This window comes from Thalassospiraceae bacterium LMO-SO8, assembly GCA_031655335.1.
GTDB lineage: Bacteria > Pseudomonadota > Alphaproteobacteria > Rhodospirillales > Casp-alpha2 > UBA1479.
Map to the genome: position 1 here is coordinate 3,335,097 of CP134226.1, position 25,032 is coordinate 3,360,128.

Consider the following 25,032-nt stretch of genomic DNA (forward strand, 5'->3'; position numbering starts at 1 on the left):
GTCCCTTCGTCTTTGTCGCCCTGCGGCATGTGCGGCCTGCTATAGCACATCACCGGGGGCGCTGGGACTCTGATCAGCACCGTCGCGCCGTCCTCGGTTCATATTGCAATGTGCCGAGATAAGGCAGTACCTTCGACGCAATGAAACGCGCATCGAAATGGGCGAGGAAACAGGCATGAGCGCGGACACCGGATCCTACCGGCTGATTACCCGGCCCGATTTCGACGGCGTCGTCTGCGGCGCCCTGTTCATGGAGCAGGACATGATCGACACGGTCATGTTCGCCCATCCCCGCGACATGCAGCATGGCCGGATCGAGGTTTCCCGCGAGGACATCACCACCAACCTGCCCTATGTGCCGGGCGTGCATCTGTGTTTCGACCACCACGTGTCCGAATCGGAACGTGTCGGCCCCATGGAAAACCACATCATCGACCCCAAGGCGCCCTCGGCGGCGCGGGTGGTCTATGACCATTACGGCGGCAAGGATACCTTTCCCCTGGTCGACCCGGCGCTGATCGACGCCGTCGACAAGGCCGACGCGGCCCAGTTCACGGAAGAGGAAATCCTCGCCCCTGACGGCTACACGCTGCTCAACTTCATCCTCGACGGGCGCACGGGGCTGTCGCGCCTGCGCGACTTCGCGATTTCCGAAGAACAGCTGATGATCGACATGATGACCTATTGCCGGCATCACCCGGTCGAGGAGATCTTGCAGATTCCCGACGTGGCGGAGCGCGTGCGCACCTACATCCTGAACGAGGAATTCGCCGAATTGCAGATCAAGCGTTGCGCCGAGATCACGGACAACGTGGTCAAGGTCGACCTGCGCGGCGAGGACATGCTCTACACGGTCAACCGCTTCCTGGTCTATGCGCTTTATCCCGACTGCGACGTCTCGGTCCATCTGACCAACCTGCCGGACCGCGGCCTGGTTGAAATCGCCGTGGGCAAGTCGATCCTCAATCGTGGCAACAAGACCAACATCGGCTCCATGCTGCTGCAATACGGCGGCGGCGGCCATGCCGCCGTGGGCACCTGCCAGGTCGAACCGGACCACGCCGACCGCGTCGCCCAGGAAATCGTCGCCACCGTGCGCGGCAAATAATCCAACCATTCACCGTCAAGAACCAAAAACGTTAGGGAGTTCCCATGACCGCGCCGTTCCAAATCGACCGCATCGATCACTTCGTCCTCACCGTGGCCGACGTGGATAAGACCTGCGCGTTCTACGCCAGGGCGCTCGGCATGAAGCGGGAAGATTTCGAGGCGCGGCCCGGCGACGTCCGCTCGGCCCTTCTGTTCGGGCGCAACAAGATCAACCTGCACCCGTTCCCGAGCCCCTATGAGCCCAAGGGCGTGAACCCGGTGACCGGGGCGGGGGACTTCTGCCTGATTACGGAAACCCCCATCGCCGACGTCATGGCGCATCTGGAAAGCGTCGGCGTCGAGATCGAGGTCAAACCGTCCAAGCGCACGGGTGCGATGGGTGAATTGAACTCCATCTACTTCCGCGATCCGGACGGCAACCTGGTGGAAGTGTCCAATTACGTCTGACGGCGCCTAAGCGCCGCCCAGCGCCTTTTCCAAATCCCGGATCAGATCATCCGCCGTCTCCAGGCCGACGGAGAGCCGCACCACGTCCGGCCCGGCGCCGGCGGCGATCTGCTGCGCTTCCGTCAGCTGCCGGTGGGTGGTCGAGGCGGGATGGATGATGAGCGAGCGCGTGTCGCCCACGTTGGCGAGATGGGAGAACAGCTCCACCGTCTCCACGCATCTGATCCCGGCCTCATAGCCGCCCTTCAAGCCGAAGGTGAACACGGAGCCGGCACCCTTCGGCAGGTACTTCTTGGCCAGGTCGTGGAACGGGCTGGATTTGAGGCCCGCATAGGACACCCAGGCGACCGCCGGATGGCCTTCGAGGAATTCCGCGACGGCCTGCGCGTTCTGAACGTGGCGGTCCATGCGCAGCGCCAGGGTCTCCGTGCCCGTGATGGTCAGGAAGGCGTTCAGGGGCGCCATGGCGGGGCCGAAGTCCCTGAGCGCGACCGCGCGGGCCTTCATGGTGAAGCCGAAGTCGCCGAAGGTCTCGTAGAACGTGAGGCCGTGATAGGCCGGGTCGGGCGTGGTCATGCCGGGGAACTTACCCGAACCCGCCCAGTCGAATTTCCCTGATTCGATCACCGCCCCGCCCATGGAGTTGGCGTGGCCTGACAGGAACTTGGTCGTCGAATGGACGACGATGTCGGCCCCCCAGTCGAAGGGCCGCAGCAGATAGGGCGTCGCCAGCGTGTTGTCGACGATGAGGGGAATGCCCGCCGCGTGGGCGATCTCGGCGACCGGCTCCAGATCGACGACGAGGCCGCCCGGGTTGGCGAGCGCTTCGAGGAAGATGCATTTGGCGTCGGGATGCTCGGCGAGGGCGCGTTGGAACGCGTCCGGCGTCGGTTCGGTGAAATGGCAGGTCCAGCCGAGCTTCTTGAACGAGTGGCCGAACTGGGTGATCGATCCGCCGTAGAGGTTCTTCGAGGCGATGAAGCTGTCGCCCGGTTCCAGCAGCGTGAACATGGTGAGGAACTGCGCCGCATGGCCCGAGGCGGCGCAAACGGCGGCGCGTCCGCCCTCCAGATTGGCGAGGCGTTCCTCCAGCACCGAGACGGTCGGGTTGGTCAGGCGCGAATAGATGAAGCCGAAGGTCTGCAGGTTGAACAGGTCGGCCGCGTGTTCGGCGCTTTCGAACACATAGGACGTGTTCTGGTGGATCGGCGTGACCCGCGCCCCCGTTTCCGCGTCGGGGCGCGCACCGGCGTGAATGGCGCGGGTCTCAAAGCCGAATTCGGGTGGGCCCGCGGATTTGTCCTTGCTGTCGGTCATGGCGTCAGCGTTTCGGCCGCTTGGCCGAGATGACGCCGGAATTGACGCCGCACCAGCCCAGTTCGCCGAACAGCCGCCCGTATTCGATCTTGGGGCAGCGGTCCATGATGACGGTAATCCCGGCGGCCTCGGCCCGCGCCGCCGCCGCGTCGTCGCGCACGCCCAACTGCATCCAGATTACCTTGATGCCCTTTGCGTCCTTCAGTTCGATGGCGCGGTCGACGATGCCGCCCGCGTCCTTGGACGCGCGGAACACGTCGACCATGTCGACGGGGCCGGGCACCTCGCCCAGTTCGGCATAGGTCATCTGATCCCAGATCTCCTTGCCCGCGTGGCCCGGATTGATGGGGATCACGGTGTAGCCCTTGCCCAACAGGTATTTCATGGCGAAGTTGGACGGCCGCACCCAGTTGGGCGAGGCGCCCACCATGGCGATGGTGCGCACGTCCTTCAACACGCCCGCGACCAGGGCGTCGTCGTAGTGCAGCGGCGGGGCAGGGGCGTCGGCGGGCTGGCTCACGTCTTGTCGTCCTCCGTGATCTTGGACAGGTCCTGCCACTGCGGCATGGGTTGCTTTTCCAGGAAGGCGGCGACGCCGCCCTGGGCGTCCGGGTGCAGCATGTTCTGAATAATGGTTTCGGTCGCCAGATCGTAGGCGGCGTCCAGGCCTTCCTCGATCTGCCTGTAGAACAGCTCCTTGCCGAACTGGATGGCGCGGGGGGATTTGTCGGCGATGGTGCGGGCGAGGTCGTCCGTGGCGCGGTCGAGCCTGTCCGCCGGCACCACCCGGTTGATCAGGCCGTATTGCCGGGCCGTCTCGGCATCGATGAAATCGCCGGTGTAGAGCATCTCCAGCGCCTGTTTGCGCGGCAGGTTGCGGGTCACGGCGACCATGGGCGTGGAACAGAACAGCCCCAGATTGATGCCCGAGGTCGCGAAGCGCACGCCCTCGGCGGCGACGGCGAGATCGCATTGCGCCACCAGCTGACAGCCCGCCGCCGTGGCGACGCCGTGGACCCGCGCGATCACCGGCTGCGGAATGCGGGTGAGGGAGGTCATCATCCGCGAGCACTGCTTGAACAGGGCTTCCAGCGGCGCCCGGTCCGCCATGGTCTTCATTTCCTGCAAGTCGTGCCCGGCGCAGAAGGCGCGGCCGTTGGCGGCGATGACCACGACCTTGACGGTGCGGTCGTCCATCAGGGCGTCCAGCTGGTCCTGCACGGCGCCCATCAATTCGGTCGACAGCGCGTTGAACTTGTCCGGCCGGTTGAGGGTCAGGGTCGCGATGCCGTCGCGGTCGTCGCGCAGAAGCACGGCCTCGTTGGCACCTTGGCTGGCAGTGTCGATCATGGGCGATGTTTCCTCCGCCTTATGTTTCTAAGGCCCGGTGGCCGGGGATGGCAAGCGGGGCAGGCATGACCGTCCCTTAATTGACGTTTACGTTAACGTAAATTACGGTCGCGTTTCATTCAATTCAGCCCGGAGCCCGCGCCTTGCCGGAAATCACCGCAGAAGATTTCAACCGCATCATGGAAGAGGAACTGCCTTTCGCCCATGAGGTCGGCATGCGCGCCGACGACATCGGGGAAGGCACGGCGGTGTTGCGCATGCCGGCCAGCGACCGCCAGCTGCGCCCCGGCGGCACCGTGTCGGGTCCGGCCATGATGGCGCTCGCCGACGCCGCCATGTACGCCGCCCTTCTGGGCCGCATCGGGCCCGTGAAACTGGCCGTCACCACCAGTTTCAACGCCAACTTCCTGCATCGGCCGGAGCCCGCCGACCTGATCGCCGAGGCCTCGGTCCTGAAGCTGGGCAAGCGTCTCGCGGTGATTGAGGTGACGGTCCGGTCCGACGGCTTCGACGCCGCCGTGGCGCATATGACCGGGACCTATTCGATCCCGCCGCAAGGCTGAGGTGTAAAATTACGGTATTATGATACCGTGCTTGTAAGCGACGGAAAATGTTGCGTTATTCCGCTTGACTTCCCGCTCTTGTGTGGCATATTCCGCCGCCTTCGGCCCTCCCTGTGCGCGTTTTGCCTGGGGATCGGGCCGCGAAAGCTTTTAAGGAACGTGAACCGATGAAAACCTATTCCGCGAAACCGACGGAAGTCGAAAAGGGTTGGTTCGTCGTCGATGCCGAAGGTCTTGTCCTCGGTCGTCTGGCGTCGGTCATCGCCTCTCGCCTGCGCGGCAAGCACAAGCCGATGTACACCCCGCATATCGATTGCGGCGACCACATCATCGTCATCAACGCCGGCAAGGTGCGCCTGACCGGCAACAAGCTGGCGGACAAGAAGTACCATTACCACACGGGCCATCCGGGCGGCATCAAGACCCGCACGGCCGGCGGCATCCTGGGCGGCGCCCATCCCGAGCGCGTCGTCATCAAGGCCGTCGAGCGGATGATCAGCCGCAACCCGCTGGGCCGTGAGCAGATGCGCAAGCTGCATGTCTATGCCGGCGCCGAGCATCCCCATGCCGGCCAGCAGCCGCAGGTTCTGGACGTTGCGTCCATGAACCCGAAGAACAAAAGGAGCGCCTAATCCATGTCCGAAGATGTGAAAACGCTTGAGGACCTCAAGGAACTGACGGGTGCTCCGGACGTCGACGACGCGGGCCCTGCCGAGCCGGTGATTGACGAGCACGGCCGCTCCTACGCCACGGGCCGCCGCAAGGACGCCGTCGCCCGCGTGTGGATCAAGCCGGGACCGGGCAAGATCACCGTCAACGGCCGGGACGTGACGCTCTATTTCGCGCGCCCCGTGTTGCAGATGATGATCAAGCAGCCGTTCGAAACGGTTGAGCGCCTGGGCCAGTACGACGTCATGTGCACGGTCAAGGGCGGTGGGCTTTCGGGCCAGGCCGGCGCCGTGCGCCACGGCATCTCCCGTGCGCTGACCTATTTCGAGCCGACCCTGCGCGGCAAGCTGAAGGCCGGCGGGTTCCTGACCCGTGACAGCCGCGCCGTCGAGCGTAAGAAGTTCGGCCGCCGCAAGGCCCGCCGCAGCTTCCAGTTCTCGAAGCGCTAGTCGCAAAACCCAAGCGTCGGCTTGCCGCCGCGAAGGTTGTTTTGCGCGAAGAAAATGCGCCGACAGGGCGATGGGCACCGCCCGTCACCCGGCAAAAAGATCAAGGCCGCTCCCCTGGGAGCGGCCTTTTTCATGTCGACTGTCTAACGCGCGTCAGTCGGAACAGACCGTGGTCTTGGTCGACTCGACATTGTGTCCGGATTTCTTGATGGTTTCGCCGTGTTCCGCGATGAAGGCCTCCATAACCTCCATGGAGGGGACCGACATCAGAACATGAATGATGTCCGGCGCATCCAGTTGGTGACCTCTGTAGATGGCCCTGATGCCCGCTGCTTCCCGGGCGGGTTTATGGTCGTCGAAGGCCTTGGCCCAGTCGGCAAAAGGCTTCTCCAGTTTCGCTGTCATGAGAATTGTCGGCATATGCTGTTCCCCTCTGATTTCCGGTCACGGGTAGCACATTAACCGGCTCCCCGCCATTTCTTGGTTGAACGGCCGGGTATCAAGACCGCCTTTTCCGTGCGCCCTGTCGGGTAGAAGGCTTTCGCGCTACACTATGGCCCCCAACGACGGGAGGACATGACATGCGACGGCTTCTGACGGCGGTGATTGTGTTGCTGGCGGTTTCGGGCGCGGCCCGCGCCGCCACGGTGGGCGAGGACGGCCTGCATAAGCAGCCCTGGTTCGCGGAAACCTTCCTGATCCTGGCCGAGGACATGGCCGAGGCGGCGGCCCAGGGCAAACGCGTGGCCGTGATCTTCGAGCAGAAGGGCTGCCCCTACTGCCGCGAGATGCACACCGTGAACTTCCAGGTGCCCGAGCTGACCGACTTCGTGAAGGCGAACTTCGTGGTCCTGCAATTGAACCTGTGGGGATCGCGCGAGGTTACGGACCTGGACGGCAAGGCCATGGAGGAACGGGACTTGGCCCGCCGTTGGCGTGTCAACTTCACGCCGACGATCGTGTTCCTGCCCACGCCCGAGGAAATGAAGGCGGGCGAGACCGAGGTCGCGCGCATGCCCGGCTATTTCAAGCCGTTCCATTTCCGATCCATGTTCGAATACGTGAAGGCCGGCGCCTATAAGGACCAGCCGTTCCAGCGCTTCCTGCAACATAAGTTCGAGGAAATGGAAAAGGCCGGCCAAAAGCCCAAGGTCTGGTGATCCGAATCAGGGTGTGCGGTCGAGGAATGCCCGCAGTTTGTCCGCCCACAGGTCGGCGTCGATCATCGGCCCGGCGTGACCGTACTTGGTCTTGATCTCACAGAACTCCGCATCCAGACCTTCGGCTTTCAGGAGGTCGACCGTCGGCTGGCCGAGCGCCACGTCGACGATGTTGTCCGTATCCGCCAGCACGTTCAGCAGGGGGGCTTTGTACTTGGACACGTACGGCGTCATGTCCGAGCCAATTCCGGCCTCGTACAGTTGGTAAAGGCAGTTGGCGTCGAATTCCTTGGCCCAGGCCTCGCCGCGTTTGCGGATTTCGACCGCGGCCGCTTCCTTGCCGCCCAGGGTGTCGGCCAGGTAGTCGCCGATGCCGTAGTTGGTCAGCCGTTCGACGCGCGCCGCCGCCAATTCCGCATAGACCGGCCCTGCGTCGGGATTGCCGACGTAATGGCCGCCGTTCCAGCCGGCACACTTGGCATAGCGGCTGCGGATTTCTTCGACCTGCGCCATGGTGGTGGCGCGCTTGATGACGCCGGCGATCGGCACCAGGGCGCGCATGCGGTCGGGATGGGTCGCCCCCCAGCGGAAGGTCAGGTGGCCGCCGTAGGAGTAACCGATGACGGCCTTCAACTGGCCGATGCCCAGATGGTCGATGAGGATGCGCTGCGCCTCGACCGTGTCGGCCACCGTAAACTTGGGAAAGTCGGGACCCCAGAGCTTGCCGGTCGCCGGGTTGACCGTCGCGGCGCTGGAGGTGCCGTAGCTGGAACCCAGGTTGTTGGAGCAGACGACGAAATACTTGTCCGTGTCGATGCCCTTGCCCGGGCCGATCAGGTTGTGGGCCCAGCCGCTTGCGTCGCCCGCGGCATGGGGGAAGTTAGTGTAGCCGTGGCACAGCAGGATGGCGTTGTCGCCAGCGGCGTTGAGCTTGCCCCAGGTTTCGTAGGCGATGGTCAGGTCCGGCAGGGTCTCCCCCGTGGACAGTTTGAAATCGCCATGGGTGAAGGTTTTGGAGGTCGGCAGCAGCATGAGTTTGGGGCTTTCGCAAAGGGAGGCGGCGGGAGGTGTGGGGGAAACTCTAGACCCGTGGCGTCCGGCGGATCAATGCGCATTCTTGCGCCGGGGCCTCGGTCCGCCTATACCCTGTCGGCGCAAAGACTCATTCGCGACAAGGCCAAGATACCACAAGGACTGAGACCATGACCGCCAAGGTATTCATCGACGGGGAAGTAGGGACCACGGGACTGCAGATCAGCCAGCGCCTGTCCCGCCGCGCCGACGTGGACCTGTTGCGCCTGGCCGACGACCGCCGCAAGGACGCCGGGGCGCGGGCAGAGATGCTGAACGCGGCGGACGTCGCGATCCTCTGCCTGCCCGATGCGGCGGCCAAGGAATCCGTGGCGCTGATCGAAAACAATTCGACCCGGGTGATCGACGCCTCGACCGCGCACCGCACGGCCGCCGGCTGGGCCTACGGCTTTCCGGAATACGACAAGGGCCATGAGGCCACGGTCGCCGGTGCCGCGCGCGTGGCCAACACGGGCTGCTATGCCGTTGCCTCGGTGTCGCTGCTGCACCCGTTGGTGTCGGCCGGATTGCTGCCCAAGGACTTTCCCGCCGCGATCAACGCCGTGTCGGGCTATTCCGGCGGCGGGCGGCAATTGATCGAGGCCTTCGAGAATCCGAACGCGGAAGGGCATATCGACACTGCCGTGCGGGTCTACGCGCTTGGTCTAGCGCACAAGCACGTGCCGGAAATCCATAAGTATTCTGGGTTGAACCACGCGCCGATCTTCGTGCCCTCCGTGGCGCGTTACCACCAGGGCATGATCGTGCAGATCCCGGTGCCCCTGTGGACGCTGCCGGGCACGCCGACGGCCAAGGACCTGCATGGGGCGCTCGCCGACCATTACGCGGGCCGCCGTTTCGTCACCGTCGAGAGTTATGACGCGGCGCTTGGAATGGGACATTTGGAGCCCGAGGGCCTGAACGGCACCAACGATCTGAAGCTCTTTGTCTTCGCCAACGAAGCCACGGGCCAGGTAGTGCTGACGGCGCTGCTCGACAACCTGGGCAAGGGGGCGTCGGGGCAGGCGGTGCAGTGCCTCAACCTCATGCTGGGAATCGACGAGGCCACGGGCCTTGAGCCTTCCGCCGACTTGTTGAACTGAGATCCAGGCGGGTGCGCGGCGATTACCTGATCCTCGCCGGCGTGCTGCTGTTCGTCATCGTCACGACCTACTACGTCGTGGTCACCGGCATTTCGCCCATGCCGTCGTCGCGCACCTCGCGGCGAAAGATCAATGAAATCCTCAATCTGGCGGGGGTCTGCGCGGTGGTGGACCTGGGCGCCGGTTGGGGCGATCTGGCGTTCTCCATCGCCAAGGCATTGCCGGAATCGGAAACGATGGCCTATGAGCTGTCGCCGTTTCCCTGGCTGGTGATGAAGGTGCGCAACGGTCTGTGCGGCCCGCGCAACGTGACGGTCCGGCGCGCCGACTTCCGCAAGGTCTCGCTCGCGGGCACGGATGCCGTGGTCTGTTACCTTTACAGTGAGCTTCTGGAAAAGCTTCGGCACAAGCTGGAGGCGGAGCTCAAACCCGGTACCCTGGTGGTGTCCAACGTGTTCGACATTCCCGGCTGGACGCCCGAGGCCGTGCACAAGCTCTATGATTCGCAGTGTCCGCAGGTCTACGTCTACCGCGTGCCCGACCGCACGGCCGCCGCCGTGGCGGCGGGGGTCGGCCTGGCGGGCTGATTCAATATCCGGTGACTAAATGTCGATGTCCTGGACGAACTTCGCGTGTTCCTGGATATAGGCGAAGCGCAGTTCCGGCTTCCGCCCCATCAGGCTTTCCACCAGTTTCGCCGTCTTTTTGGCCTCGGACTTGACCTCGGGTCCGTCCCCCGTGGGCAGGGTCACGCGCAGCAGGATGCGCTTGGACGGGTCCATGGTGGTTTCCTTCAACTGGGCCGGCGGCATTTCGCCGAGGCCCTTGAAGCGGCTGACGTCGACCTTGCCGCGGCCCTTGAACTCGGTCTCCATCAATTCGTCCTTATGCGCATCGTCGCGGGCATAGGCCGACTTGCCGCCCTGGCTGAGCCGGTACAAGGGCGGCAGGGCAAGATAGAGATGCCCCGTTTCCACCAGCTTGGGCATTTCCTGAAAGAAGAAGGTCATCAGAAGCGACGCGATATGGGCGCCGTCGACGTCGGCGTCAGTCATGATGATGACCTTCTCGTAGCGCAGGTCGTCTTCCATGAATTGATCGCCGGTGCCGCAGCCGAGGGCTTCCATCAGGTCCGACAGTTCCTGGTTGGCGCGCATCTTGTCGGCGGTGGCGCTGGCGACGTTGAGAATCTTGCCGCGCAGGGGCAGTACGGCCTGGGTCTCGCGCAGGCGCGCCTGCTTGGCGGAGCCGCCGGCGCTGTCGCCCTCGACCAGGAAGATTTCCGTGCCCTGGGACGTATTGCGCGTGCAGTCGGACAGTTTGCCCGGCAGGCGCACGCGGCGGGTCGCCGACTGACGTTTGGTTTCCTTGGCGGCGCGGCGCTTGAGGCGCATCTCCGCGCGCTCGATGGCGTGCTCCAGTAACGCGTTGGCCTGGGCCGGATGGCCGGACAGCCAGTGGTCGAAATGGTCGCGCACGGCGGTTTCGACCAGGCGGTGGGCCTCGGCCGTCGCCAGCTTGTCCTTGGTCTGGCCCTGGAACTGCGGGTCGCCGATGAACACGGACAGCATGATCGCCGCCCCGCCGGTGATGTCGTCGGCCTGAACCTTGGCGGCTTCCTTGTTCTTGACCAGATCGCCATAGGCGCGCAGCCCCCGCGACAGGGCCGATTTCAGGCCCGTTTCATGGGTCCCGCCCTGGGCCGTCGGAATGGTGTTGCAGTAGGACGAACAGAAACCTTCCTCGTCGAGCGGCCAGGCGATGGCCCATTCGGCGCGGCCGGTGCCGCCGATCAGCTTGCCCTCGCCGACGAAGGGCTGGTCGGTCAGGCATTTGCGGGCCTCCAGGGACGCCTGAAGGTAGTCGCCGAGGCCGCCCGGGAAGTGGAAGGTGGCTTCCGCCGGGGTCGGATCATCGGCCTTGAGAAGCTTGGGATCGCAGGACCAGCGGATTTCGACGCCCTTGAACAGATAGGCCTTGGACCGCGCCATGCGGTAAAGCGCCTGCGGCTTGAAGGCGCAGCGCGCGCCGAAGATGTCAGGATCGGGGGAGAACGTCACCGTGGTGCCGCGCCGGTTGTTGACCGCACCCGCGTCCTCGAGCTTGGAGGTCGGATTGCCCCGCGAATAGGTCTGGCGCCACAGTTTCTTGTCGCGGGCGACCTCGACGATCAGTTCCGACGACAGGGCGTTGACCACGGACAGCCCGACGCCGTGCAGACCGCCCGAGGTTTCGTAGTTCTTGCCCGAGAATTTGCCGCCGGAATGCAGCGTGGTCATGATGACTTCGAGCGCCGACTTGTCCTTGAACTTGGGGTGCGGGTCGATGGGGATGCCGCGCCCGTTGTCGCGCACGGTGAGCGCCCCGTCCTCGCCGAGCGCGACTTCGATGCGCCCCGCGTGGCCGGCCACGGCCTCGTCCATGGAGTTGTCGATGATTTCGGCCGCCAGATGGTGCAGGGCGCGTTCGTCCGTGCCGCCGATGTACATGCCGGGGCGGCGGCGGACGGGCTCCAGGCCCTCGAGAACCTCGATGTCCTTGGCCGTATAGTCGCCGTCGCCCGAGGGCTGGGCGGCCTTTTGCGCGGCCTTGGCGGGCTTGGTGGCGACGGCCTTCGGCGGCGCCTTATCCGGTTGCTTTTTGTCCTGGGCGTGTTGAAATAGGTCGGTCATTCGGTGTCCGGCGCCTTGTAACCCGCGGTGCGAGTTCGCGTGTTTTTCGTGTCCTTGCCGGCTGGCCCTGCGCTGGCCTCGGCTTGCCCCAAGCTATACCATAATGGGGTAGGGGGGGTGCAATGAATTACCATATATTGTGCTGAAATCCCTATTGCAGAAACAGGAATATTTCGCGATGACGCCCCAGAATTCCGCCGATTCGACCGCTTCCCACGATGATCTGCCGCGCGGCGAACTGGCGATCCGCACCCTCGCCATGCCGGCCGACACCAATCCGTCCGGCGACATCTTCGGCGGCTGGGTGATGGCGCAAATGGACGTGGCCGGCGGCATCACCGCGGCCCAGCGCGCCGGCGGCCGGGTCGCCACCGTGGCGGTCGACGGATTCATCTTCCACAAGCCCGTCAATGTCGGGGATGTGCTGTGCTGCTATGCCGAGGTGATCCGCGTCGGCAACACGTCGATCGCCATCCGCATCGAGGCCTGGGCCCTGCGTCAGCGGGCCCGCGACCGGCGGGTCAAGGTGACCGAGGGCATTTTCACCTTCGTCGCCCTGGACGAGGACGGCAACAAGCGTGCCGTGCCGCCGTCCTAGGGCACCGGGGCGAGGGGACGGAAGGCCGTCAGCCGACCACCATGCAGGCATAGCCGGCGGTGAACATGACGGCGAGGGCGAACAGTTCATGAAGGCGTGAAATGGACATGGGGCATCTCCCGGCAGGGGTGAAACATTGCGTGAACACAAAAGAACATAACATGAACATTGTCGTCAACACTTTTTCGTCATGCCCTTGGCCGCCGCCGTGCAGGCAAGTTAAAATCCTAGGCATTCCGGGGTTTTCCCTGAGAAATTGAATGGGAATCACCGTCATGCCGTGCCGAACTCGAACTTCCGCCGCCGCCGTCACGGCCCTGTCGCTGATGCTGGCCGGTGGTGCCGCCCTGGCCGATGCGCCCCGCGTCGTTCATGCGGAGGCGTCACCCAACGGCGACGGCACCTATACGGTAAGCGCCACGATCCGCCACGGCGACACGGGCTGGGATCATTACGCCGACAATTTCGAGGTTCTGGCGCCGGACGGCACGCTGCTGGATCGCCGGGTTCTGTACCACCCGCATGTGGACGAGCAACCGTTCACGCGCGCGATCGACGGGGTAAGGGTGCCGGCGGGGGTCAAAAGCGTCGTCGTGCGGGCCCACGACAAGGTGCATGGCTACGGCAAAGGCACGGTGACCGTCACGCTGCCGGACCGCTGACCGCCGGGATCGGGTTGCGGCGCCTTGAGGGAGGCGGGTGAGGGATCAGCCCCGCATGGCGGTCATGAAGGCCTCGCCCGAATGGGACACGTCATGGGCCGTGCCTTCCAAATCCGTTGCCAGGCGGCCGAGACCCCGGGACAGTTCCGACAACACCGCCATGGCCTCGTCCATCAGCGCGACGTCCGCCGTGATGCCCGCCACCGTGGCCTGGGAGCCGGCGACATGACGGCCGATGGTGCCCGTGGCCTGTTTCTGGCCGCTCAGGACCTGGGTCATGCCGTGAACGGTCCGTACCAGATCCTCCATCTTGCCGGCGACGCCCGCCATGCTGGCGGCGCTGGCGCGCACGGTGTCCTGGAAGGCCGGAAATCTGGTCGGCGATGCAGCCGGACGCGGCTTCGGACTGCTGCGCCAGATTCTTGATCTCGCTGGCGACGATGGCGAAGCCCTTGCCCATGTCGCCGGCCCGCGCCGCCTCGATGGTCGCGTTGAGGCCGAGCATGCGGACCTGTCCCGCGATTTCGCTGACGTTTCTGGTGATGTCGCCGATGTCCTGCGCGGCCTGGTTGGAGGTCTCAAGCTGGGCCACGGCGTCGCGCAGTTCCCCGGCCAATTGGTTGACCGTGCCGATCACGACCGAGGTCTTGCTTTCCGTGTTGCGTTCGGCGTCGTCAAGGGCGGCCATGGCGGATTGCAAAGATCCCGCGGCGGCGGCGATGTCGGCGATCCCGGTCCCGACCTTGGCGCAGGCGTCGGCGGCCGCGCCGCAACGCTGTCCCAACTCGTCGGCCGAGCCGCTCAATTCGCCCGAGGCGGCGCCGAGCCGTCCCACGGCGCTCTGCACGCTGGTTTCGAACTGGTCCATCAGGGCCGTTTTGCGTTTTTCGAAGGTCTGGCGTTCGAACACGCGGGCCAGCTGCGAGGACACATAGGTCATGATCTCAAGCGACGTGTCGTCGAGCAGCCCCGTCTGGCGGCCATAGAACTCGGCCACGGCCACGCAGGCGCCGTCCAGCATCACGGGAAAGCCGAAGAACCCGCGCACCTCGTTGCGCTGTGCCGCCTCTGCGCGCAGGAACTGAGGCAGGACGGTCACGTCCTCCACGGCACGGGCCTCGCCGGTTTCGGCGATGATGCCGACAAGGCCGGTGCCGCGGGTGAACACCGTGTCCTTGCTCAGGGTCATGAATTCCGCGATGGCGGCGGTGTCCATGCCCGGCTCCAACCGCCACACGTCGCGCGACACATAGCGCAGGGGATCGCCCGGATCGCGCACGTAAAGGTGGCCGATGGGCCAGCCGGTGAAGGAACAGACCTGTTCGAACACCTCTTCGAGGGCGGTCTTCTCGTCCTTGTGCGCATCGTCGGCGATCGCGGCGACCCGGTTCAGGAGACTTAGAATTTCCGAAAGCCGGTTGGCGTGGCCGGCATTGCTACCCACGGTTTTCTGTGGAAAAGCGATCAATCTGGCGATCATGGAAGGGGGTCCTTTCAATCGTCAGAAAGTCTCTGGTGACCCGATGTGCCGACGCTGACGCGGGTTGGTCGAGGCTCCCTGTTCACGTCCGAAGCATGAGGCGGCGGCGCACCGCCGTTCGATGCGGGCAGGTTCCCGGCGCTGGGGTCTGCATGGCTATGGGGAAAAGCTTAAGCCGAAAATATTGCGATGCACAATAAACAAAATTGTTCGATTTGGTGTGGTTTTGCACCGTATTCGGGATGAAGATGGGATGGGGTAATTTTATAATTATATGAAATTAAATGAAATATTTGGAATTCTGGTCAGCGGTGCGGGAAAAGCGGTTGCATGATGGCGTTGGATTAAAATATTGCATTGCAGCAAAGTCGGGAATGCGCGCGCCGAGGCATTTGTGACCATTGTCATTGGATCGCCGCATTCGCAGCCCTAGAGTAGGCATCGTATCGCGGTCCGGAGACGTCTTCGGGTGCCGTTCCGGCCGAGCCAAAGGAGCGACCTTTCCCATGCGCCTGATTCCCATGCTGTTTGCCTGCGTTCTTGCCGCCGCCGTCACGGCCGCCGTACCCGCCCATGCCGACGATACCTACACCCAGGACGAGATCATGGCCAAGGCCAAGGGCTTCTTCGGGGCCACTACCAAAGGCTTGGCCGAGGCCATTCAGAAGGTCTTCGCCGAACAGGGACAGCCCAACGCGGTGATCCTGGGCGAGGAGGCTTCCGGCGCCATCGGCGTCGGCCTGCGCTATGGTGAAGGCATGTTGGAACGCAAGGCTGGCGGAGGCCGCCAGGTCTACTGGCAGGGGCCGTCCATCGGTTTCGATTTCGGCGGTAATGCGTCCAAGGTGTTCACGTTGATCTATAACCTGGACGACACGGAGGCCCTGTTTCAGCGCTATCCGGGTGTTGACGGCAGCTTTTATGTGGTCGCCGGCGTCGGCATCAACTACCAGCAGTCGGGCAAGGTGATCCTGGCGCCGATCCGCACGGGCGTCGGCCTGCGCGCCGGGGCCAGCATCGGCTATCTGCATTATTCCAAGGAACACTCCTGGATTCCGTTCTAAGGGCACCCACCCTCAGGCGTTACAGTTCCTCGATCGAACGCTGGTGTTCCAGGCGGCGGCGCACGACCTCTTCCGTCGCGCCCAGACCCGACAGCACGCGCCCGGCCAGTTGCAGGCTGCCCTCGATCGATTCCGGCACGGCCTGGGTCGCGCCGGCATTCATCATGCGGACGGCATGCGCCTTGTCGCGCGCCCGCGCATAGACGGCGATCAGCGGCCAGGTACGGCGGATTTCACCGACGATCCGTTCCGCCGCCGCGGGGTTGTCCATGGTGACGACGACGGCGGCGCAGCGTTCGATATGGGCGCGATTCAGCAGGTCGAGGCGCGAGGCGTCGCCGTAGAACACGGGCAGCTTTTCGGCCCGCGCGCTGGCGACATGCCCGGGGTCCGTGTCGAGCGCGATGAAGGTGATGGATTCCGCCTGCAAGGTGTTGGCCAGGGTGCGCCCGAACCGCCCGAACCCGGCCAGAATGACATGGCCCTCCATATCCCCGACGGCCTCCAGGCTGCCCTGATGGGTGCGGGTCGTTTCCCGGCGTTCCATGCGGCCGGCAAGAATTTCCGCCGCTTTGGCGACCAGCGGTGTGACCAGCATGGTCAGGCTGGAGACGATCAGCATGAACTGTCCGACATTCGCCGGCAGCAGGGACAGGCTCATGGCCAGGCCGACGACGATGAAGGCGAACTCGCCGCCCTGACCCAGCAGCAGGCCGGCTTCGAGCGAGGTATGGCGGGGCAGGCCGAAGGCAAGGCAAAGGCCCGCCGTGATGATCGACTTCACAAGGAACAGGCCGAACACGGACAAGGGAATCCACATCGGTTCGTCGCCGATCACCCGCCAGTCGATGCCCATGCCGACGGACATGAAGAACAGTCCCAGCATCAGGCCCTTGAAGGGCTCCAGATCGACCTCGATCTCGTGGCTGTATTCCGTTTCGGCCAGCAACAGGCCGGCAAGAAAGGCGCCGAGCGCCATGGACAGGCCGGCATAGCCGGTGATCGCGGCGATGCCGATGACGGTCAGCAGCACCGCCGCCATGAACATCTCCGGGCTGCGGGTCTGCGCGACCAGGCGCAGGGCCGGGCGCAGGATCAGCCGCCCGCCCATGTAGATCAGCACGATGGTCAGCGCCGCCTTGCCCAGCGCCAGGGCCAGGTCCGCGCCGAACCCGCTGTCGACCTTGGTGCCGAGCACCCCGACCACGAACAGGATGGGCACGACGGCCAGATCCTGCATCAACAGGATCGCGAAACTGGACCGGCCCAAGGGCGTGCCGATCCGGCGGCCCTCCAACAGCAGCTGCATGACGATCGCCGTCGATGACAGGGCGAGACAGGCGCCGAGCACGATCGACGCCCGCACCGAGTTGCCGAATTCGAAGGCGATCAGGCCGATGATCGTGCCGGTCAGCAGGACTTGCAGGCTGCCCAGGCCGAACACCAGCCGACGCATGGCCCATAGCCGTTCGAGGGACAATTCCAGGCCGATGGTGAACAGAAGGAACACGATGCCCAGTTCGGCAAGCGCCTGAACGCCTGAAATGTCCGAAATCACGACTTGAGACAGGATCGGGAAATCGTCAGCCAGCAGGCCCAGGCCGAAGGGGCCGATGATTCCGCCGACGACCAGATAGCCGAGCACGGGGCTGACGCGGAAGCGGTGGAACAGGGGGACCATGACGCCGGCGGCAATCAGGAAGATGATCGTTTCCCGCAGATAGGGCAGGGTCGCGTGCGATCCCATGGGCGGTCCTTAAGCATTCGGTTCCGGAGAGGCCCGCCGGTCGGACGGTGACCAGCGTACCTGAATTGAGGTTAAAGGGTTTTTCGCCGGGATTGAACCGTTGTCGCGCGATTACCCTCAGCCTCGGCCGAGGCGGCTTTCCAGCCAGACCTTCGTGAGGTCGAACAGGCGCCGCCAGCGTCCCGCCACCGGGTCCAATTCGATGCCGACGGTGACGATCCGGCCGTTCTCCATGCGCCGGACGATCAGTTCGACCGAAACCAGGTGCAGGCGGCGCCCGGCGAGGGGCGCGCGCAACAGGTTGCGGCGCAGGAAATCGCCGACCGGCGTCTCGCGCCGATTGCCGGGAATCCAGAAATCATAGGCATCGGCGATGGCGCCGAGGGAGGTCTCGGCATCGAATGAGAACTCGCCGACCGTGTCTGGATCGTTCTGCCCGGGTTGCCGCGCGCCGAACAGCCGGTCGAGCGCCACGGCCTGATCGGGGGGTGCTAGCAAAATCACGTCGTCCCCCGGGGCCAGGCGTTCGACGTCGGCGGGGGTCCGAAGGATGCCGTCACGGATGATGGAGACGACGTCGATGTTTTCCGGCAGCGGCAGGCGGGCCAAGTCGCGCCGCAGCGCCAGGCTGCGCGCCTGGACGGTATAGGCGGTCATGTCCTTGCCGACATCGGACGGCAGATCGATTTCGACCCGGGGCGGCTGCGCCGGACGGGGGGCGAGCAGCACGCCCAGACGCCGCCCGACGGTGCCGACGCTCCACCCCTGCACGATCAGCGAGGCCATGACGACGATATAGACCACGCCGAAATAGGTCTCCGCGTCGTCGACACCCGCGATCACGGGAATGGTGCCGAGAAAGATGGGCACGGCGCCGCGCAACCCGACCCAGGATACGAAGGCGATTTCCCGGGCCGGATAGCGGAATGCCGCCAGGGACAATCCTACGGCGACGGGCCGGGCCACGAACATCAATGCGGCGGCGATGGCGACGGCGGGCAGGATGACCGGGATAAGGGAACTGGGCGTGATCAACAGGCCCAGGATCAGGAACATGATGATCTGGCACAGCCAAGCCAAGCCGTCGTGGAAGCGGTTGATCAACAGCGTCGCCTTGTGCCGCCGGTTGCCGACGACAAGGCCCGCGATATAGACGGCGAGGAATCCGCTGGCGCCGATTTCCTGGGCGCCGGCAAACAACAGAAGGGCGCCCGAGGCGGCCAGCACCGGATAGAGCCCCGACGCGATGGTCAGGCCGTTGAGCGCCGCCAGGAGGACATAGCCCCCGATCAATCCCGCCAGCAGCCCGCCGACGATTTGCAGGGCGAACCGCCCGGCGACGATGGTCGCGGTATCGACGCTGAGCGACGGATCGGTCGACAGGATCAGGCCGACGCAGGTGACGGTCAGCAGCACGGCCATGGGGTCGTTCAGCCCAGCCTCGGCCTCAAGGACCGCGCCCAGCCGTTCGCGCAGGCGCATGGCCCGTGCCGACAGCAACAAGAACACCGCAGCCGCGTCCGTCGACGCGACGATCGAGCCGATCAGCAGACCTTCCAGCCAGGGAACGCCGAGCAGAAACCGCGCCGCGACGCCGGTGAGCGCGGCGGTGATCAGCACCCCGGCGGTCGCCAGCACCGCCGCCGGCGCGCCGACGCCGCGGAAATCCTTCCATCGGGTGCGCAGACCGCCGTCGAACAGGATCACCGCGAGAGCGATGCTGCCGACCAGATAGGTGGCTTCATAGTCATTGAACTTGAGCCCGCCGGGGCCGTCCTCGCCGGCCAGCATGCCGAGCACCAGGAACACCAGCAGCAACGGGGCGCCGAACCGCGACGACAGGGTGCCGGCGACGATGCTGACCAGGATCAGCGCCGACCCGATCAGGATGAGGTGGTTCGAAAACTCCATATCGTCTGCTGCCCGGGAAAAGGAATGCCGCACGCGCGTAATCCATCATATTGGAATTAAAGGGGGTTTTCTGCAACCGGCATGCGGAATAAGTGGCGTGGAATATGCGCCTTCTCTTGCGTCTTTTCCCCCGGCCCGGCAATCTGCGCCCAGCAATGACGAACGCGCCCCGGGGCCGCCGGCACATCGCCGCGCCGCCGCGTCCGGGACGCCCGACGGGAGGATCAATCCATGGAATACAGAACGCTGGGCCGCACGGGCGTGCGGGTGTCGCAACTGTGCTTCGGCACCATGTCCTTCGGGGCCGAGGCCGACAAGGCCGCGTCCAAGGCCATGTACAAGAAGGTGCGCGACATCGGCGTCAACTTCTTCGACTGCGCCGACGCCTATACCAAGGGCAAGGCCGAGGAAATCCTGGGCGATCTGATGAAGGGCGAACGGGACAACCTGGTCATCACCTCGAAATGCTTCAACAACATTCGGGGCGACATCAATTCCACGGGCGGCAACCGCCGTCATGTCGTCATGGCGGTGGAGGACAGCCTCAAGCGACTCAAGACCGACCGCCTGGACGTGCTGTTCATGCACCGCTTCGAGAAGCTGGCCCCGCTGGAGGAAGTCCTGCGCGGGTTGGAGGATTTGGTGCGCTCGGGCAAGGTGCTCTACATCGGGGCGTCGAACTACGCCGCCTGGCAGGTCGCCAAGGCGCTCGGCATTTCGGAAAAGAACGGCTGGACCAAGTTCGACGTGATCCAACCCATGTACAATTTGGTCAAGCGCGCGGCCGAGGCGGAAATTTTCCCCCAGGCCCAGGCCGAGGGCATGGGCGTCATCACCTACAGCCCCGTCGGCGGCGGCATGCTGTCGGGCAAGTACCGCCCCGGCGTGCAGCCCAAGGTCGGCCGGGTCAAGGACAAGCAGGAATACGCCGTACGCTATTCCGACGACTGGATGCTGGAAACCGCCGGCCGGTTCACGGAATTCGCGGAAAAGCAGGGCATTCATCCGGTGACACTCGCCGTCGCCTGGGTCGCGGCCCATCCGGCGGTCACGGCCCCCATCGTCGGCGCCCGTAACGTCAAGCAGTTGGAACCCTCGCTCAAGTCCCTGGACGTCAAGATGACCCAGGATTTGTGGGACGCCGTCGCCGCCCTGTCGCGCACCCCGGCGCCGGCCACGGACCGGCTGGAGGAGTACGAACCCGTCAAGGTGCGGGGGTGAGGCGGCACCCGCCCCAGGCCCGCGCGGCCGCGGCCCGATGAGCGCCGTGCCGGCGGAAATCAGGATCGAGGGCCTGTACAAGGCCTTCGGTGCCCATCGGGTGCTCACCGGCATCGACCTGTCGATCGAACGGGGCGAGATCGTCGCCGTCGTCGGCGGCTCGGGCAGCGGCAAGACGGTTCTGCTCAACCACATCCTCGGCCGTCTCGACCCGGACCAGGGCCGCGTGTTCGTTGCCGACCACGACATGGACGGCGCCCCCCTGATCGACCTGTCGGCGCTCGATACGATGGAGACCGACCGCCTGCACACCCATTGGGGCGTGGTGTTCCAAAGGAATGCCCTGTTTTCCGGCACGGTGCTGGACAACATCGGCCTGTGGCTCACGGAAGTTCTGGACATGGAAGAGCCCGAGATCGCCGTCGTCGCGCGCAGGGTCCTGGCGGCGGTCGACCTTCCCGATACGGACGATTTCATGGCGACGGACGTGAACGAACTGTCCGGCGGCATGGCCAAGCGTCTGGCCGTGGCCCGCGCCCTCGCCATGGACCCGGAGGTTTTGTTCTACGACGAGCCGACCACCGGCCTGGACCCGACCACGGCGTCGACCATGCACGACCTGATCGCGCGCACGCACGTGGCGCCGACCCGGTCGGGCAAGCATCGGACGACCCTGATCGTCACCCATGACAAGGACCTGCTGCAAAGGCTGCAACCGCGCACGGTCATGCTGCACGAGGGCCAGGTGTTCTTCGACGGGCCGTTCGCGGATTTCGAGGCCTCGGCCTCGCCCATCATCCGGCCCTACTTCGACCTGATGCCGGTGCTGCACGGCCGCGCCCTCGACCCCCGCGACCTGCCGCCGCCGGGTCACGAAGAGTAGAGCCTATCAAGATGATAGGCTTTCGCCCCCAAGAAAATCGGGGGCCCGCCGCCGAAACGACAGGGCCCCCAAGTTTGGCGCGTAAAACCGGTTGAACGCCGGTCTTCCGATTGGTCGTGATGTCTCCGAAAGACAGGGCAGGGCGGGACCGCGCGGTCCCGCCCGCCGTCTGTCTTAGGAGGAATAATACATCATGAATTCAACCGGATGCGGCGTGTGTTCGAAGTTGTAGATCTCTTCCCACTTGAGATCCATGTAGCCGTCGATGGCGTCGTCGGTGAAGACGTCGCCCTTCTTGAGGAAGTCGCGGTCGGCGTCCAGCGCCTGCATGGCTTCGCGGAGTGATCCGCAGACGGTGGGCACGCCCGCCAGTTCTTCGGCCGGCAGATCGTAGAGGTCCTTGTCCATCGGGTCGCCCGGATGGATCTTGTTCTGGATGCCGTCGAGGCCGGCCATCATCATGGCCGTGAACGCCAGGTACGGGTTGGCCGTGGCGTCCGGGAAGCGGATTTCGCAACGCTTGCCCTTGGGGCTGCCCGAATACGGAATGCGGCAGGAGGCCGAGCGGTTGCGGGCCGAATAGGCCAGCAGCACCGGGGCTTCGAAGCCGGGGATCAGGCGCTTGTAGGAGTTGGTCGACGGGTTGGTGAAGGCGTTGAGGGCCTTCGCGTGCTTGATGATGCCGCCGATGTAGTACAGGCAGGTTTCCGACAGGTCGGCATAGCCCGAGCCCGCGAAGGTCGGCTTGCCGTCCTTCCAGATGGACTGGTGGGTGTGCATGCCGGTGCCGTTGTCGCCGGCCACGGGCTTCGGCATGAAGGTCGCCGACTTGCCGTAGGTATGGGCCACCATCTGGGTGCAGTACTTGTAGATCTGCACGTTGTCGGCGGCGCGCACCAGGGTCGAGAACGCCATGCCCAGTTCGTGCTGGGAGGCGGCGACTTCGTGGTGATGCTTGTCCATGGTCAGGCCCATTTCCTGCATCACGCTGACCATTTCGCCGCGCAGGTCGTGGCATGAATCAACCGGCGGGACGGGGAAGTAGCCGCCCTTGACGCCCGGGCGGTGGCCCAGGTTGCCTTCGTCGAACAGGGTGCCCGAGACATAGGGGCCTTCTTCGGAGGTGAACTCGTAGAAGCACTTGTTCATTTCGACGGAATAGCGCACGTCGTCGAACACGAAGAATTCCGGCTCGGCGCCGAAGTAGGCCGTGTCGCCGATGCCCGTGGTGCCCAGATAGGCTTCGCCGCGCTTGGCGATGGAGCGCGGGTCGCGCTCATAGCCCTGGCCGGTGACCGGGTCGAGAACGTCGCAGTACAGGATCACGCAGGGCTGGGCCGAGAACGGGTCCATGACCGCCGTGGAGGCGTCGGGGATCAGCGCCATGTCGGATTCGTTGATGGCCTTCCAGCCGGCGATCGACGAGCCGTCGAACATGATGCCGTCTTCGAATTCGGCCTCGGTGACGAAGGAAGACACCATGGTGAGGTGCTGCCATTTCCCGCGGGAGTCGGTGAAGCGAAGGTCAACGAAGGGAATTTCGTTGTCCGTCACGTATTTAACGAATTCCGCCGGTGTTTTCAGATCCAAGCTCATACTTGCTTCCTTTTCTTGACTAGGTGTCCAGACGATATTTTTGAACGCGCTTTGGTTTAGGCCTCCCTGGCGCGCCGGCGCGGTGGCCGGCGGGAACCGGACGGCTAGATCGCTTCCGACCCACGTTCGCCCGTGCGCACGCGGATCGCTTCTTCAACGGGGATGATGAAGATCTTGCCGTCGCCGATGCGGCCGGTCTGGGCCGTCTGCTGAATGGCCTCGACGGCCTTGGCGACCATGTCGTCGTTGACGACCAGTTCGATCTTCACCTTGGGCAGGAAATCGACCACGTACTCGGCCCCGCGGTAGAGCTCCGTGTGCCCCTTCTGGCGACCGAAGCCCTTGGCCTCGACCACCGTGATTCCTTGCAGGCCCACCTCGTGGAGGGCCTCTTTCACCTCATCCAGCTTGAACGGCTTGATGATGGCTTCGATTTTTTTCATCAGTTTGGTTCCCTTGGGGTTGTCCCCCCCATCAGAAGAGACGGATTTCTCGGGTCGGAAGCCGTTCTTGGCGCGGCGTCCGTCCTTCCTCGTCCGCCTCTGTATAGCAGGAGGCGTGCCAGTTCCGGGCCGTGAAGAAAATCAGCCCAATTCAAATACTTACGATGCAACTTGGCGGCCTTGAGTCAACCGTTTGCCTGCCCATAATGCCGAAAAAAAGGGCATGTGCGAATAATTTCGGCACATGCCCTTGGGATCGTTGCGGACCGGGGCCGCGCTAGCCGGACAGGCAGTCGCGGATGCGGGCCACGGCCTTCAGGATGTTTTCCTTGGAATTGGCGTAGGAAAAGCGGATGTAGCCCTCGCCATGGGCGCCGAAGCTGGTGCCGGAAATGATCGCCACGCCGGCCTCGTTCAACAGCTTGTTCTGCATTTCCATGGACGACAGTCCCGTGCCCTCGATGTTGGGGAAGGCGTAGAAGGCGCCCCCCGGTTCGGCGCAGCGAAAGCCCGGAATCTGGTTCAGTTCGCGCAGGATGACCTTGCGGCGTTCGTCAAATGCCTTGACCATGTCGTCGACCGCGTCCTGCGGCCCGTCCAGCGCCGCGATGCCCGCGAACTGGCTGGCCGCGTTGACGCAGGAATTGCAGTTGATGGCGAGGCGCGTGACCGGCTCGACCATGGATTTCGGCCACACGCCATAGCCCATGCGCCAGCCGGTCATGGCATAGGTCTTGGACCAGCCGTCGAGCAGGATCACCCGGTCGCGCAGGTGCTCGTATTCCAGCAGGCTGACGTGCTCGCGCCCGTCGTAAAGCATGCGGCAATAGATCTCGTCGGACATGATGGTGACGTGGGGATGTTCGGCCAGGCCCGCCGCCAGCTTGTCCATTTCCTCCCGCGGCACGGCGCCGCCCGTGGGGTTGGCGGGGGAATTCAGGATGATCAGCCGGGTGCGCGGCGTGATCAGGGCCAACACTTCCTCGGCCGAGAAGGCGAAGCCCTTGTCCTCGTGCAGCGCCATGGGCACGGGGGTGGCGCCCGTGAACTTGATGACGCTTTCGTAGATCGGGAATCCCGGATTGGGATAGATGATCTCGGCCCCCGGTTCGCCCAGGGCCAGCACGGCGAAGAACATGGTGACCTTGCCGCCCGGCACGATGATGACGTCGGCGGGGTCGACGGTCACTTTCCGATGCCGCGCGATGTCGCGCACCACGGCTTCCCGCAGTTCGGGGATGCCGTTGGCGGGGGTATAGCCGTGATGGCCGTCCTTCAGCGCCTTGATGGCGGCCTCGACGATATGCGGCGGGGTCTTGAAGTCGGGCTGGCCGATGCCGAGGTTGATGATGTCCTTGCCCTGGGCGGCCAGCGCATTGGCGCGGGCCAGAACCTCGAAGGCGCTTTCGGTGCCGAGCCGCGACATCGCGGCGGCCATCTGTACCATGGATGAAATCTCCGTCTGGTGGTCTTTGTATCGGGGCCTTGGCGGCCCGTTTCCGGTGGGCGGCACTCT

General features: G+C 64.6%; 26 protein-coding genes. 13 read left to right on the top strand and 13 right to left on the bottom strand.

The genetic code is table 11. From position 1 onward, the window contains the following. Window positions 1–175 precede the first annotated feature (175 nt). Window positions 176–1,108: an exopolyphosphatase gene (locus RJ527_16040; protein ID WND75534.1), complete on the top strand. Its 933-nt coding sequence runs from the start codon at window positions 176–178 to the stop codon at window positions 1,106–1,108. 44 nt (window positions 1,109–1,152) lie between these two features. Then, window positions 1,153–1,557 (top strand): VOC family protein, encoded by a 405-nt coding sequence (locus tag RJ527_16045; GenBank protein ID WND75535.1) that lies wholly within the window; start codon window positions 1,153–1,155, stop codon window positions 1,555–1,557. Window positions 1,558–1,563: 6 nt separating this feature from the next. Here RJ527_16045 and RJ527_16050 read toward each other — a convergent pair whose 3' ends face one another. Genes RJ527_16050 through RJ527_16060 form a run of 3 tightly spaced genes read right to left on the bottom strand, consistent with a single transcriptional unit; the run spans window position 1,564 to window position 4,224 of the window. After that, a complete protein-coding gene (locus RJ527_16050; protein WND75536.1) occupies window positions 1,564–2,874 on the bottom strand; it encodes an O-acetylhomoserine aminocarboxypropyltransferase in 1,311 nt (436 codons plus the stop codon). Window positions 2,875–2,878: 4 nt separating this feature from the next. Beyond that, entirely contained in the window at window positions 2,879–3,394 is a 516-nt protein-coding gene (locus RJ527_16055; protein WND75537.1) for a CoA-binding protein, read from the bottom strand. Next, entirely contained in the window at window positions 3,391–4,224 is an 834-nt protein-coding gene (locus tag RJ527_16060; protein ID WND75538.1) for an enoyl-CoA hydratase, read from the bottom strand. Before RJ527_16060 ends, RJ527_16055 begins: the two co-directional genes overlap by 4 nt. Window positions 4,225–4,367: 143 nt before the next feature. On the opposite strand from RJ527_16060, the gene RJ527_16065 reads away from it, so the two are divergent. The 3 genes from RJ527_16065 (at window position 4,368) to rpsI (ending at window position 5,905) form a co-directional block, all read left to right on the top strand. After that, window positions 4,368–4,787 carry a PaaI family thioesterase gene (locus tag RJ527_16065; protein ID WND75539.1) on the top strand — a complete coding sequence of 140 codons (420 nt, stop codon included), beginning with the start codon at window positions 4,368–4,370 and terminating at the stop codon, window positions 4,785–4,787. 167 nt (window positions 4,788–4,954) lie between these two features. Next, entirely contained in the window at window positions 4,955–5,419 is a 465-nt protein-coding gene (gene rplM / locus RJ527_16070; protein ID WND75540.1) for a 50S ribosomal protein L13, read from the top strand. A 3-nt stretch (window positions 5,420–5,422) separates the two neighbouring features. Continuing rightward, window positions 5,423–5,905, top strand: coding sequence for a 30S ribosomal protein S9 (gene rpsI / locus RJ527_16075; GenBank protein ID WND75541.1), 483 nt, complete (start codon window positions 5,423–5,425; stop codon window positions 5,903–5,905). Window positions 5,906–6,058: 153 nt separating this feature from the next. Here rpsI and RJ527_16080 read toward each other — a convergent pair whose 3' ends face one another. Then, window positions 6,059–6,325, bottom strand: coding sequence for a DUF3764 family protein (locus RJ527_16080; protein ID WND75542.1), 267 nt, complete (start codon window positions 6,323–6,325; stop codon window positions 6,059–6,061). A 161-nt stretch (window positions 6,326–6,486) separates the two neighbouring features. Here RJ527_16080 and RJ527_16085 point away from each other — a divergent pair, with 161 nt between their 5' ends. Beyond that, window positions 6,487–7,065, top strand: coding sequence for a thioredoxin family protein (locus tag RJ527_16085; protein ID WND75543.1), 579 nt, complete (start codon window positions 6,487–6,489; stop codon window positions 7,063–7,065). Window positions 7,066–7,071: 6 nt separating this feature from the next. Here the strand turns inward: RJ527_16085 and RJ527_16090 are convergent, their stop codons facing one another. Beyond that, a complete protein-coding gene (locus tag RJ527_16090; protein WND75544.1) occupies window positions 7,072–8,097 on the bottom strand; it encodes an alpha/beta fold hydrolase in 1,026 nt (341 codons plus the stop codon). Between the two features lie 170 nt (window positions 8,098–8,267). On the opposite strand from RJ527_16090, the gene argC reads away from it, so the two are divergent. Both argC and RJ527_16100 read left to right on the top strand, forming a co-directional pair. Further along, complete coding sequence (gene argC, locus RJ527_16095; GenBank protein WND75545.1) at window positions 8,268–9,239, top strand: N-acetyl-gamma-glutamyl-phosphate reductase; 972 nt, start codon at window positions 8,268–8,270, stop codon at window positions 9,237–9,239. An 11-nt stretch (window positions 9,240–9,250) separates the two neighbouring features. Next, the gene (locus tag RJ527_16100; GenBank protein WND75546.1) at window positions 9,251–9,826 is read left to right on the top strand and encodes a class I SAM-dependent methyltransferase; all 576 of its coding nucleotides are present in this window, start codon (window positions 9,251–9,253) and stop codon (window positions 9,824–9,826) included. 15 nt (window positions 9,827–9,841) lie between these two features. On the opposite strand, the gene parE is transcribed toward RJ527_16100, so the two are convergent. Then, window positions 9,842–11,911 carry a DNA topoisomerase IV subunit B gene (gene parE, locus RJ527_16105; GenBank protein ID WND75547.1) on the bottom strand — a complete coding sequence of 690 codons (2,070 nt, stop codon included), beginning with the start codon at window positions 11,909–11,911 and terminating at the stop codon, window positions 9,842–9,844. A gap of 178 nt (window positions 11,912–12,089) precedes the next feature. Between parE and RJ527_16110 the strand changes: the two genes are divergently transcribed. Next, window positions 12,090–12,509 (top strand): acyl-CoA thioesterase, encoded by a 420-nt coding sequence (locus RJ527_16110; GenBank protein WND75548.1) that lies wholly within the window; start codon window positions 12,090–12,092, stop codon window positions 12,507–12,509. A gap of 28 nt (window positions 12,510–12,537) precedes the next feature. Here the strand turns inward: RJ527_16110 and RJ527_16115 are convergent, their stop codons facing one another. Beyond that, window positions 12,538–12,786, bottom strand: a complete 249-nt coding sequence (locus RJ527_16115) for a hypothetical protein (protein ID WND75549.1) — start codon at window positions 12,784–12,786, stop codon at window positions 12,538–12,540. On the opposite strand from RJ527_16115, the gene RJ527_16120 reads away from it, so the two are divergent. Continuing rightward, entirely contained in the window at window positions 12,785–13,171 is a 387-nt protein-coding gene (locus RJ527_16120; protein ID WND75550.1) for a hypothetical protein, read from the top strand. The two genes, RJ527_16115 and RJ527_16120, sit on opposite strands and share 2 nt — an antisense overlap. 91 nt (window positions 13,172–13,262) lie before the next feature. Here the strand turns inward: RJ527_16120 and RJ527_16125 are convergent, their stop codons facing one another. After that, the gene (locus RJ527_16125) at window positions 13,263–14,615 is read right to left on the bottom strand and encodes a methyl-accepting chemotaxis protein (protein WND75551.1); all 1,353 of its coding nucleotides are present in this window, start codon (window positions 14,613–14,615) and stop codon (window positions 13,263–13,265) included. Window positions 14,616–15,157: 542 nt separating this feature from the next. Between RJ527_16125 and RJ527_16130 the strand changes: the two genes are divergently transcribed. Next, window positions 15,158–15,715 carry a DUF1134 domain-containing protein gene (locus RJ527_16130; GenBank protein WND75552.1) on the top strand — a complete coding sequence of 186 codons (558 nt, stop codon included), beginning with the start codon at window positions 15,158–15,160 and terminating at the stop codon, window positions 15,713–15,715. Window positions 15,716–15,734: 19 nt separating this feature from the next. Here RJ527_16130 and RJ527_16135 read toward each other — a convergent pair whose 3' ends face one another. After that, window positions 15,735–17,462, bottom strand: a complete 1,728-nt coding sequence (locus RJ527_16135; protein ID WND75553.1) for a monovalent cation:proton antiporter-2 (CPA2) family protein — start codon at window positions 17,460–17,462, stop codon at window positions 15,735–15,737. A 117-nt stretch (window positions 17,463–17,579) separates the two neighbouring features. Then, on the bottom strand, window positions 17,580–19,373 hold the full coding sequence (locus RJ527_16140) for a potassium/proton antiporter (GenBank protein WND75554.1): 1,794 nt from the start codon (window positions 19,371–19,373) through the stop codon (window positions 17,580–17,582). A gap of 231 nt (window positions 19,374–19,604) precedes the next feature. On the opposite strand from RJ527_16140, the gene RJ527_16145 reads away from it, so the two are divergent. Together RJ527_16145 and RJ527_16150 are read left to right on the top strand one after the other, a co-directional pair. After that, window positions 19,605–20,594 (top strand): aldo/keto reductase, encoded by a 990-nt coding sequence (locus RJ527_16145; GenBank protein ID WND75555.1) that lies wholly within the window; start codon window positions 19,605–19,607, stop codon window positions 20,592–20,594. 37 nt (window positions 20,595–20,631) lie between these two features. Continuing rightward, complete coding sequence (locus RJ527_16150; protein WND75556.1) at window positions 20,632–21,477, top strand: ATP-binding cassette domain-containing protein; 846 nt, start codon at window positions 20,632–20,634, stop codon at window positions 21,475–21,477. A 174-nt stretch (window positions 21,478–21,651) separates the two neighbouring features. On the opposite strand, the gene glnA is transcribed toward RJ527_16150, so the two are convergent. The 3 genes from glnA to RJ527_16165 form a co-directional block, all read right to left on the bottom strand. Further along, window positions 21,652–23,073 (bottom strand): type I glutamate--ammonia ligase, encoded by a 1,422-nt coding sequence (gene glnA / locus RJ527_16155; protein ID WND75557.1) that lies wholly within the window; start codon window positions 23,071–23,073, stop codon window positions 21,652–21,654. A gap of 104 nt (window positions 23,074–23,177) precedes the next feature. Then, window positions 23,178–23,516, bottom strand: a complete 339-nt coding sequence (locus RJ527_16160; GenBank protein ID WND75558.1) for a P-II family nitrogen regulator — start codon at window positions 23,514–23,516, stop codon at window positions 23,178–23,180. 277 nt (window positions 23,517–23,793) lie between these two features. Continuing rightward, on the bottom strand, window positions 23,794–24,963 hold the full coding sequence (locus RJ527_16165; GenBank protein WND75559.1) for a pyridoxal phosphate-dependent aminotransferase: 1,170 nt from the start codon (window positions 24,961–24,963) through the stop codon (window positions 23,794–23,796). Window positions 24,964–25,032 lie beyond the last annotated feature (69 nt).

Coding starts and splice junctions, on each gene's coding strand:
- RJ527_16090 (WND75544.1), bottom strand. CDS start 8,097: ATGCTGCTGCCGACCTCCAAAACCTTCACCCATGGCGATTTCAAACTG.
- RJ527_16115 (WND75549.1), bottom strand. CDS start 12,786: ATGACGGTGATTCCCATTCAATTTCTCAGGGAAAACCCCGGAATGCCT.
- RJ527_16165 (WND75559.1), bottom strand. CDS start 24,963: ATGGTACAGATGGCCGCCGCGATGTCGCGGCTCGGCACCGAAAGCGCC.
- rpsI (WND75541.1), top strand. CDS start 5,423: ATGTCCGAAGATGTGAAAACGCTTGAGGACCTCAAGGAACTGACGGGT.
- RJ527_16130 (WND75552.1), top strand. CDS start 15,158: ATGCGCCTGATTCCCATGCTGTTTGCCTGCGTTCTTGCCGCCGCCGTC.
- RJ527_16045 (WND75535.1), top strand. CDS start 1,153: ATGACCGCGCCGTTCCAAATCGACCGCATCGATCACTTCGTCCTCACC.
- RJ527_16050 (WND75536.1), bottom strand. CDS start 2,874: ATGACCGACAGCAAGGACAAATCCGCGGGCCCACCCGAATTCGGCTTT.
- RJ527_16085 (WND75543.1), top strand. CDS start 6,487: ATGCGACGGCTTCTGACGGCGGTGATTGTGTTGCTGGCGGTTTCGGGC.
- RJ527_16160 (WND75558.1), bottom strand. CDS start 23,516: ATGAAAAAAATCGAAGCCATCATCAAGCCGTTCAAGCTGGATGAGGTG.
- rplM (WND75540.1), top strand. CDS start 4,955: ATGAAAACCTATTCCGCGAAACCGACGGAAGTCGAAAAGGGTTGGTTC.
- RJ527_16135 (WND75553.1), bottom strand. CDS start 17,462: ATGGGATCGCACGCGACCCTGCCCTATCTGCGGGAAACGATCATCTTC.
- RJ527_16110 (WND75548.1), top strand. CDS start 12,090: ATGACGCCCCAGAATTCCGCCGATTCGACCGCTTCCCACGATGATCTG.
- RJ527_16040 (WND75534.1), top strand. CDS start 176: ATGAGCGCGGACACCGGATCCTACCGGCTGATTACCCGGCCCGATTTC.
- RJ527_16080 (WND75542.1), bottom strand. CDS start 6,325: ATGCCGACAATTCTCATGACAGCGAAACTGGAGAAGCCTTTTGCCGAC.
- RJ527_16150 (WND75556.1), top strand. CDS start 20,632: ATGAGCGCCGTGCCGGCGGAAATCAGGATCGAGGGCCTGTACAAGGCC.
- parE (WND75547.1), bottom strand. CDS start 11,911: ATGACCGACCTATTTCAACACGCCCAGGACAAAAAGCAACCGGATAAG.
- RJ527_16145 (WND75555.1), top strand. CDS start 19,605: ATGGAATACAGAACGCTGGGCCGCACGGGCGTGCGGGTGTCGCAACTG.
- glnA (WND75557.1), bottom strand. CDS start 23,073: ATGAGCTTGGATCTGAAAACACCGGCGGAATTCGTTAAATACGTGACG.
- RJ527_16120 (WND75550.1), top strand. CDS start 12,785: ATGCCGTGCCGAACTCGAACTTCCGCCGCCGCCGTCACGGCCCTGTCG.
- argC (WND75545.1), top strand. CDS start 8,268: ATGACCGCCAAGGTATTCATCGACGGGGAAGTAGGGACCACGGGACTG.
- RJ527_16140 (WND75554.1), bottom strand. CDS start 19,373: ATGGAGTTTTCGAACCACCTCATCCTGATCGGGTCGGCGCTGATCCTG.
- RJ527_16060 (WND75538.1), bottom strand. CDS start 4,224: ATGATCGACACTGCCAGCCAAGGTGCCAACGAGGCCGTGCTTCTGCGC.